Annotated in this window: 7 protein-coding genes and 1 pseudogene; 3 read left to right on the forward strand and 5 right to left on the reverse strand. The window is 40.7% G+C overall.

What is annotated here, in order from left to right; all coding sequences use genetic code 11:
• Window positions 1-187 precede the first annotated feature (187 nt).
• Window positions 188-433, reverse strand: a pseudogene (locus tag F0226_RS22725) (hypothetical protein).
• Between the two features lie 147 nt (window positions 434-580).
• On the opposite strand from F0226_RS22725, the gene F0226_RS01445 reads away from it, so the two are divergent.
• Both F0226_RS01445 and F0226_RS01450 read left to right on the forward strand, forming a co-directional pair.
• Window positions 581-2,422, forward strand: coding sequence for an ATP-binding protein (locus F0226_RS01445; RefSeq protein WP_171733952.1), 1,842 nt, complete (start codon window positions 581-583; stop codon window positions 2,420-2,422).
• Window positions 2,423-2,433: 11 nt separating this feature from the next.
• Window positions 2,434-3,783 (forward strand): sigma-54 dependent transcriptional regulator, encoded by a 1,350-nt coding sequence (locus F0226_RS01450; RefSeq protein ID WP_171733953.1) that lies wholly within the window; start codon window positions 2,434-2,436, stop codon window positions 3,781-3,783.
• 279 nt (window positions 3,784-4,062) lie between these two features.
• On the opposite strand, the gene F0226_RS01455 is transcribed toward F0226_RS01450, so the two are convergent.
• The 3 genes from F0226_RS01455 to F0226_RS01465 form a co-directional block, all read right to left on the reverse strand.
• A complete protein-coding gene (locus F0226_RS01455) occupies window positions 4,063-5,424 on the reverse strand; it encodes a TRAP transporter large permease (protein WP_137372357.1) in 1,362 nt (453 codons plus the stop codon).
• Between the two features lie 3 nt (window positions 5,425-5,427).
• Complete coding sequence (locus tag F0226_RS01460) at window positions 5,428-6,216, reverse strand: TRAP transporter small permease (RefSeq protein WP_253820714.1); 789 nt, start codon at window positions 6,214-6,216, stop codon at window positions 5,428-5,430.
• Between the two features lie 105 nt (window positions 6,217-6,321).
• Complete coding sequence (locus F0226_RS01465; RefSeq protein WP_171733954.1) at window positions 6,322-7,317, reverse strand: TRAP transporter substrate-binding protein; 996 nt, start codon at window positions 7,315-7,317, stop codon at window positions 6,322-6,324.
• A 345-nt stretch (window positions 7,318-7,662) separates the two neighbouring features.
• Here F0226_RS01465 and F0226_RS01470 point away from each other — a divergent pair, with 345 nt between their 5' ends.
• The gene (locus F0226_RS01470; protein ID WP_171733955.1) at window positions 7,663-8,070 is read left to right on the forward strand and encodes a thioesterase family protein; all 408 of its coding nucleotides are present in this window, start codon (window positions 7,663-7,665) and stop codon (window positions 8,068-8,070) included.
• Between the two features lie 21 nt (window positions 8,071-8,091).
• On the opposite strand, the gene F0226_RS01475 is transcribed toward F0226_RS01470, so the two are convergent.
• Window positions 8,092-8,880: a 4'-phosphopantetheinyl transferase superfamily protein gene (locus F0226_RS01475; protein ID WP_171734021.1), complete on the reverse strand. Its 789-nt coding sequence runs from the start codon at window positions 8,878-8,880 to the stop codon at window positions 8,092-8,094.
• Window positions 8,881-9,290: the final 410 nt, after the last annotated feature.

Raw genomic sequence — 9,290 nt, forward strand, 5'->3', positions numbered from 1 at the left:
TCTATCCGAACACTTAATTTAAAATCGAGCATTGATACTAAGATTGAATATCAATCTCGTACCAGACTAATCAGTGATATCTTTCGAGATTACCACTCAACAAAATTCATTGTCGATAGAGTAATTAAAGGTATCTCCGATTAGCCTCAGGACAGAAATTTAGACGCGACATTCTAGCGATCTGTTATCACGCTGTCGAGCCGAACCCTTCTGCTAGGCAATGAATGCTCTTAATTCTCGTTCTAAGTGGTATAAAAGTAATCAAAACACCACAAAGCACCTTAGAAATGGGGACAATAGCGACTTTTTCAAGGTAATCGAGACCTTTTTTACTCAAAAATCTTAAAAAGAGATCTTGCTCTTGTTTTACCCCTCAGAGTCGATAACTTTTTCAACAATCCTCGTTACAACCCCTTAACCTATATTTTGCCATCTCTAGCTGTTTATAAAAGTCGCCGATCAAAAGCACACCTAAGTTCAACTCTTAAAGTCAAATCGCGGCTAATAAACAAAGAGCCAGTTTCAGCGGTTGGCTAAACAAGAACCATAAATCAACACAGTAATAAGCACGGAGTAAGTAATGACCAGAATTCAACGTTTTTCAGGGTTGTTATTGTTAGTTTATGGCTTATTTTGTGTGCTAGGTGGCCGTTGGGTTTGGCAATATAACCACCAGCAATTACTCTCTGAGCATCAGTCTCAACTTGACCGTTTTTCAGCCCACATCACCAGCCAATTAGATAAATTCGCCCATATTCCAGAGTTATTATCTAAAGACAAAGAGCTGATAGACGCTTTACTTGCCCCTGAAAATTCAGCTCAGATAGAGCTAACCAACCGCTACCTCAAACATGTAAATAGCGTTATACACGCATCAGATACTTACTTAATTGATAAGTACGGTACGACGTTAGCATCAAGCAATTGGCAAAAAGAACGCTCTTTTGTCAGCAGAAACTTTGCATTCCGCCCTTATTTTAAAGAAGCTATTCAAGGTAACGAAAGTCAGTATTTTGCACTGGGTTCGACTTCAGGCCAGCGTGGATACTATTATGCTTATCCGGTCTCTTACGCGGCTGAAATTGTAGGTGTGGTTGTGGTAAAAATGGATTTATCCTCCATTGAAAAAAACTGGAAAGGAAAACAGAGTTATTTCGTTGCAAATGACAAAGATCAGGTCATCTTTATGTCGAGCAATCCTAAATGGTTATTTAAAAGCCTCCAGACTCTTGAATCTCCCGTTTTGCAACGTATAAAAAACAGTAGGCAGTATTTAAATACTGAAATAGAAAGCTTGAACTTATCAGGCAATCTCGAAAAGACATCTTCAGTCCTCACTTCGAAAATATCGCCAGCACAAGGCAAATTTTTTGTTTCATCTCGGCAACTTGAACAACCGAAATTAACAATTAGAGTGCTTACCCCTACCCATTTAGTTTGGTGGGACCTTGTGGGTTACCTTGTCATTCTCAGCCTAGTATTTGCGGTTTTATTCCTCATTTTTCAATTACTCGAACATCGCCGCCAAAAACTTATCCAGATTGAAAAAGTACAAGAAATCACGAGGCAAAAACTAGAGTTTCAGGTGCTGGAAAGAACCTCTGAGCTTCATGCAGAAGTCCATCAAAGAGCCAAAACAGAACAGGCTTTAAGGCAGACACAAGACGAGTTGATTCAAGCTGCTAAACTTGCTGTATTAGGGCAAATGTCTGCAAGTATTAGCCACGAACTTAATAACCCCTTGGCTGCCATCCGTAGTTACGCGGATAACGGTCGATTGTTTTTAGAAAAAGGAAAAGCTGAACGAGTTGATGACAATCTATCTCGCATCTCAGGCTTGACCGAACGTATGGCTAAAATTAGCCAGCAGCTCAAATCTTTTGCTCGAAAATCGTCGACGAATGAATTAAACCTTGTTCAGTTTCAGCCGATTGTAAGCTCAGCAAAGGAGCTAATGAAACCTCAACTGAAAACTGAACGAGTCACACTTGAAGAAACACCTCTAGACATGCACGTTTCGTTACTTGCAAACCCAATTCAACTGGAGCAAGTGCTCATCAACTTACTGACTAACGCTATTCAGGCTATGGAAAATCAGAATGATAAGCTGATTGTCATTTCCCAAGAAATATCTACAGATAAACAGTTACTCATTCACATCGATGACAATGGTCCGGGTATTGAATCCAGTAAGATTTCAACCTTCTTTGAACCATTCCATACGACAAAGAAAAATGGGCTCGGACTAGGCTTGTCCTTATCACAACAAATTGTGGAAACAATGAATGGGCAATTAACAGCATGTAACAGCTCACTTGGTGGAGCTCGTTTCACTATTTCACTCCCTACAGTAAAGCCTGATGATGTTAATAGCAGCGAAATGCCCAACGAAAAAACCAGCGACTCCCAAAAGAATAATTAAAAGGAAATTGCATGTGCCATGTTTACTTTATTGATGATGAATATGATCTCAGAGCAGCAGTTGAACAAAGCTTCGAACTCGCCGATATTGATGCTCAATTTTTCCCGGATGCGGAAAGCGCTTTATTAGCGATACAAGCAGATGGGCTGCCGCATGTAGTCATCACCGACATTTGCTTACCCGGAATCTCAGGGCATGATTTGCTTAATACAATTATTAATAAAGACCCCGACTTACCCGTTATAATGGTTACTGGCCACGGTGATATTTCTATGGCGGTAGAAGCAATACACCGCGGTGCCTATGACTTTATTGAGAAACCTTTTTCAAATGACCGTTTGCTAGAAACGACAAAAAGAGCAATCGAAAAACGTACTCTAACGATTGAAAACCAAGCGCTCAAACGCTCTTTAAAAGCCAGCCAAACCCTTGGTCCACGGATCATCGGCGACACTCCAAGCATTCAAGAACTCCGTGCTACCATTTCTCATATCGCCGACACCAATGCTGATATTTTGTTATTTGGTGAAACAGGCACAGGCAAAGAACTGATTGCCAGATCCCTTCACGAACAGAGTAGCCGAACAGGACAAAACTTTGTCGCAGTTAACTGTGGTGCGGTTCCAGAAAACCTTTTAGAAAGTGAACTTTATGGTCATGAAAAAGGAGCATTTACAGGCGCTGATAATAAGCGAATAGGCAAGTTTGAGTTTGCACAAGGCGGCACCTTATTTTTAGATGAAATTGAGTCGATGCCTATGCAGGCTCAAATTAAATTATTACGTGTCCTGCAAGAACGATTGATTGAAAGAGTTGGTTCTAACACACTTATCCCGCTTGATATTCGTGTAATAGCAGCAACTAAAGTCGATCTAAAACAGGCAGCTGAAGAAGGTTCATTCAGACAAGACCTTTATTATCGCTTGAATGTTGTAACTCTCGATTTGCCACCACTGAGGAGTCGAAAAGAGGATATTCCAGCTCTATTCCATCACTTCCTCTTAGTAGCAGCGGCTCGATATGGGAAAACGGCAACTGCGTTGCCAAAAACTGAGCTACACACTTTACTCGCTCACGATTGGCCAGGGAATGTTCGTGAACTTCGCAATACGGCTGAACGCTTTGTACTGTTAGGGAAGATCGCTCAACTAGGCGATCAATGTGCACAAACAAATGCCGATTTATCTCTAACTGAACAAGTTTCTGAATTTGAAAAGCGAGCTTTAGAACACGCCTTGATCGAATGTAACGGCAGTATAAAAGACACCATGGACAAGCTGAATATTGCACGTAAAACCCTTTACGACAAAATGCAAAAACATGGTTTAGATAAAGACAAGTATAAAACTGAACTTGAATAAAAAATTCACAATTCATTCATCTTATCTGCTCTATGATTAATACATCATTTAGATGTCACTGCCTTAGACGCATAATGATAACTTGGCTTTATATTTCTCGTGAGTTGCCCCTCCTTGAATTGAAAAGCCAAAAATTAAGACCATGTAAAAAGCCCTAACAAGAAACGAATCTTGTCAGGGCTTTTTTATGCCGTTAACCGAATAATAGCTTCCGCTATTTCACCGCAATAATTTAGCCTCGGGAATGTCACCTCGAACATCTCACATCAAACAAAGTGCTTATTTAGTTATTATCTCCGGCCCCATCAAGGTGGTTGGTAACCACGTTGAAACCCAAGGCACATACGTTACGATGATCAAGAATAAGAACATGACGCCGACCCAAGGTAAGGCTGCTTTCACTACATTCATCATCGACATCTTGGCGACCCCGGCGGTCACAAATAAGTTGAGCCCAACAGGCGGGGTTATCATCCCTATCTCCATGTTCACCACCATCATGATACCTAGGTGAATTGGGTCGATACCGAGTGCAATCGCAATTGGGAAGACCAAAGGTGCAACGATGATCAACAAACCTGATGGTTCCATGAACTGACCACCAATGAGCAAAAGAACGTTCACCACAATCAGGAAGGTTATCGGTCCTAAACCTGCAGAGAGCATGGATTCTGTGATCATCTGAGGAATACGTTCTTCCGTCAGTACGTGCTTAAGAATCAGAGCATTGGCAATGATAAACAACAGCATGATGGTCAGCTTACCTGCGTCATAAAGCGTGTCTTTTGTATCTTTATGAACAAAGGTTTGGAATATTTTAACCAGCGCTGGCTTCTTGTTTGCTTTATCAGCAAATGGACCCATATCTTTGTAGATAAAGTTAGCAATAAAGAATGCATAAACCGCAGCTACTGCCGCCGCTTCTGTAGGTGTGAAAATACCGCCGTAAATACCGCCCAAAATGATGACGATTAACAGTAAGCCCCAACTTGCATCTTTTGCTGCAGAAAACATTTCTCCCCAGCCAACAAACGGCTGCGCTGGAATTTTTTTAATACGAGCGGCAATGTAGATAGCAATCATCAACATTACACCAGCCAGCAAGCCCGGTATTACACCACCAAGGAACATACGACCTACCGACACATCTGTCGCCGCCGCATACACAACCATTACGATTGAAGGTGGTATCAAAATACCTAACGTACCCGCGTTACAAATAACCCCTGCTGCAAACTCTTTTGAGTATCCATTTTTCACCATACCTGCAATAACAATACTACCGATTGCCACTACCGTTGCGGGTGAAGATCCTGACAGCGCTGCAAACATCATACATGCCACAACTGAAGCCATCGCTAGACCACCTCGGAACCAACCTACCATTGCGATGGCAAAGCGAATAATACGTTTCGCTACACCACCAGTAGACATAAAGCTCGACGCTAAAATGAAGAATGGAATCGCTAATAATGTGTAATGACCAGCAAACGCGTTAAACAAAGTTTGAGCGACAGAAGCAAGAGAAGCATCTGAGTGCATGAGAAGAAATATGATACTGGATAAACCCAGAGAAATAGCAATTGGCACACCCACCAGCATGAACGCAATTACCATCAAAAATAGAAATAACATTGCCATGATCTAGTCTTCCTTACTTGTTGGCGTGTTGGTTGTTGGTGTGTTAGCTGGCTTTTCCTTTGCCTGTTTATCCTTAGTGGGCTCAGATTGAGAATACTGAGTTAAAGGAGCCGTTGCATCATCGTCTGAGCCTTCCAGAACTGACGCTTTTAAAGCATCTAAATCTTCTTCAGCTTCATGACCTGCAATCATTCGATCCAATTTTCCGGTAAAGACTTGATAAGCAATTTGAAGAAATCTAAAGGTCAGCAGTGCCATACCTATCGGTAAAGCCATATAAGGAATAAAACGCGGCAATTTTTCATATCGCTCACCTTCATTCAACCAATCAGACATGAACTGCAGCATTTCTGGCATCGGAATATCATCCGTCTCATACCATGCTCGCTCAGTCGCAAATGGGTACCAGTAATTCCACGACCCAATAAAAAGTAAAATGGAGAAGGCTAAACAACTGGTGACTGCAATGACTGCAAATGTTTTACGTAATTGTTCTGGAGCCATATTAATGATGACATCGACACCAATATGAAAATGCTTTTTCACGCCATAAGAAGCGCCCACCAGCACCATCCAGGCAAACATAAATACTGTTAGTTCCAATGCCCATAAAATGTTGTCATTGAATGCGTATCTGAAAACCACATTCGCAAAAGTGAGTAAGGTCATTGCTCCTAAGAAAAACGCAATCAAAGATTCTTCAATCGCATCCGTAAATTTTCCGACTTTAGAGAAAAAAGAGAGTTCTTCTAACTGTTCTGTTTTGGACTGTTCCACTTGAGGCTGTTCCATAATCTGCTCCGTTTATAATTTCTATTGTCGGAGTGGTAAAATCAGGAGTGGCAAAGAAAGCCACTCCTCTACTCGTCCCTATATCAATGGGAAAGAAGTGTTCTATTACTGATTAGAAGCTAAAGCTGCATCAATAAGATCAGAACCAATATCTTTCTCAAACTTCTTCCATACAGGTTGCAAAGCAGTAACCCAAGCTTGGCGCTGTTCAGGCGTTAATGTACGAACTTCACCACCGGCTTCGATGATGTTGTTTTTGTTCGCTAGGTTCACTTTTGAAGATTCAGCATTACGTGTTGCTGACACTTCTTTTACGATTGTACCAAGCTGATCACGTACATCATCTGGCAGGTTTTTCCAGAAATCATTTGATGTCACAACCAAGTAATCAAGAATGCCGTGGTTAGTTTCTGTTACGCCATCTTGAACTTCGAAGAACTTTTTACCGTAGATGTTTGACCAAGTGTTTTCTTGACCATCGATAACTTTTGTTTGCAAACCGCCATACACTTCTTTAAATGACATTTTCTGTGGGTTCGCACCAAGCTGTTCAAATTGAGCAACCAATACGTCAGACGCTTGAACACGGAACTTTAGGTTTTTTGCATCTTCAGGATTCAGCAAAGGTTTATTTGCCGACATTTGCTTCATGCCGTTATGCCAAAAATCCAAACCTACAAGACCACGACGTTTCATCGCATTCTTCAGTTTTTCACCAGATTCTGAGTTTTGGAAACGATCAACAGCCGCAACGTCTTCAAACAAGAAAGGAAGGTCAAAAATGCGGTATTTCTTAGTGAACTTCTCAAATTTTGACAGCGATGGGGCTGCCATTTGAACATCACCGTTTAAAAGGGCTTCCAGTACCTTGTTATCATCGTAAAGTGTTGAGTTAGGGAAAACTTGCATACAAGCTTTACCATTCATCTCAGTGTTTACACGCTCTTCTAGCAATGAGGCAGCGATGCCTTTCGGGTGCTTATCTGTATTCGTTACGTGACTGAATTTAATCACGATTTCACCAGGGTCACAGTTTGCAGCAGCATTAAAACTCGTAACAGCCAGAATCGATACAGACAATAGGGTAAGAGGCTTAAACATTATTATTCTCCTTATTAAACAAAACAGTCCCTTCTATGGGTACTGCACGTTTTCTATAGAGCAATTAGCAAGCCAACAGGTAACAAAGTATTAACAGCCCTTTAACTATAAGGGATCGCAGTTCTAAATAGCGCGCCATCGAAAATGATGAGTAATGTGAATGGGTGGGAAATGACACATAGATAAATCTTAAATGGGTGGAAGCCCACCAACATATAGTGAATACATGTGGTCAGACCAAGAGGTATATCAGAGTTGATGTCTTGAAGTACTTTCAATTGTTACTGTAGAGTGCTGGCTTAATTGACATTCTTAGTCCTATTTCATTTCGAAGAGCCCAAGTTAATGAGTAAGATCTACCATCACCCTGTACAAATTTACTATGAAGATACCGATCACTCAGGCGTGGTTTACCACCCAAACTTTCTGAAATACTTCGAGCGAGCGCGCGAGCATGTATTGGGTAGCGATAAACTAGCGGAGTTATGGAATGAGCACGGATTAGGCTTTGCGGTGTATAAAGCCAACATGACTTTCCAAGATGGGGTTGAGTTTGCAGAGATTTGCGATATAAGAACTTCTTTTGAACTTGATGGAAAATATAAGACTTTATGGCGACAGGAAGTTTGGCGTAAAGATGCGGTCAAGCCTGCAGTTATCGGAGACATTGAAATGGTTTGCCTAGATAAAGACAAACAACTTCAGCCTGTTCCTGCTGAAGTATTAAAAGCGATGCTTGGAGAGACGAGCTAGCTTTAGTCTCACCAGACTAGCTTAAAAGAGATGAGACGACGAAAAGACTCTCATCTCTATTTGCATTGGAAGCTTCACCCCACCAAGCGTAACGGCAAAACGATACTGATCATCCAATCTTCCTAAGCAACATTGCCAATTTGTAGAAACATCGCCTTGCTCAGCAGAATCCAAATCCAACCCAATCCCACTATATAGCCTGATTTCGCGATTCAACTTTTGCTTAGCATATGATGAGCCGAGTTCCGCTGATTCCTTGCTCAACAATATTTGCTTGGTCAAATTAGAGAAGTCGAACGAAAAACTTTTTAACGATGTGGCTAACCCTTTGCCTGTCGCTTTGATGTATGACTCCTTCAAAGCCCATAAATCAAAGAAACGCTCTCTTTGCTTTTCTGTATTTAGTCCAAGTAAATCCGTGATCTCTTTATCTGAAAAGTAATGCTTCATGATCGCATCAATGTTCGTCGACGTTCTCGCATGTTCGATATCAACACCCAATTGAACTGGCTCTCCTTCCCTTTGGAAAACCGCAACTAACAAATGAGCTTTGCTATGGCTAATATTGAAATTCAGCCCTGTTTTTTTATGTTGTTCGGCAATCAAACTTGGCTTGCCTTTTTCGCCATATTCAAATCGCCATTCTTCGGGCTGATAAAAACCGTAGTTTGATAAAACCGTCCGTAAATAATTACGCACATATAAAGCTTGAAGCTTAGATGTAGGCATTCGATACCGCTCAACTTTCGCCACTTCATCTTCAGGTAGCCGCTTTTTTAAATAAGCAATAACGTCCGATTCATCATTCATTTCTTCGAGTGGGCACAACCATAAGTCAACAGTTTGAATGCTATTCAAGTCAAATTCTCATTTATAAAAAAACGCGAAAGGCGAACAAAACATCACCGGCCACCTTTTTATGTATATCAGCCAAAACAAAACGATAAATACCATTTATATTTCAGACAAAAGTTAAGACTAGGGATCATAACAAATTTAAAATAAATATGTATTTTTCCTTATGGAACAGATCACTATTAAAGATTGATTACAAAAACCTGACATAGATCTCACACACCTAAAAAATAGAGTATAAACACTAATTATCAAAGATAAACCATTATTAATCATATATTTAGTAAAATAATAATCACAAAAATATATTTTTCGAGCTTTCCAACTGGTCTGAAGAGAATGTCATGAGCCTTGGGGGCATTGTA

Origin of the sequence: Vibrio sp. 99-70-13A1 (assembly GCF_013114625.1) — a bacterium.
GTDB lineage: Bacteria > Pseudomonadota > Gammaproteobacteria > Enterobacterales > Vibrionaceae > Vibrio.

Bases quoted from the DNA above. Each gene is read 5' to 3' on its own strand.
- F0226_RS01445 (WP_171733952.1), top strand. From the start codon at position 581: ATGACCAGAATTCAACGTTTTTCAGGGTTGTTATTGTTAGTTTATGGC.
- F0226_RS01450 (WP_171733953.1), top strand. From the start codon at position 2,434: ATGTGCCATGTTTACTTTATTGATGATGAATATGATCTCAGAGCAGCA.
- F0226_RS01455 (WP_137372357.1), bottom strand. From the start codon at position 5,424: ATGGCAATGTTATTTCTATTTTTGATGGTAATTGCGTTCATGCTGGTG.
- F0226_RS01460 (WP_253820714.1), bottom strand. From the start codon at position 6,216: ATGGAACAGCCTCAAGTGGAACAGTCCAAAACAGAACAGTTAGAAGAA.
- F0226_RS01465 (WP_171733954.1), bottom strand. From the start codon at position 7,317: ATGTTTAAGCCTCTTACCCTATTGTCTGTATCGATTCTGGCTGTTACG.
- F0226_RS01470 (WP_171733955.1), top strand. From the start codon at position 7,663: ATGAGTAAGATCTACCATCACCCTGTACAAATTTACTATGAAGATACC.
- F0226_RS01475 (WP_171734021.1), bottom strand. From the start codon at position 8,880: ATGAATGATGAATCGGACGTTATTGCTTATTTAAAAAAGCGGCTACCT.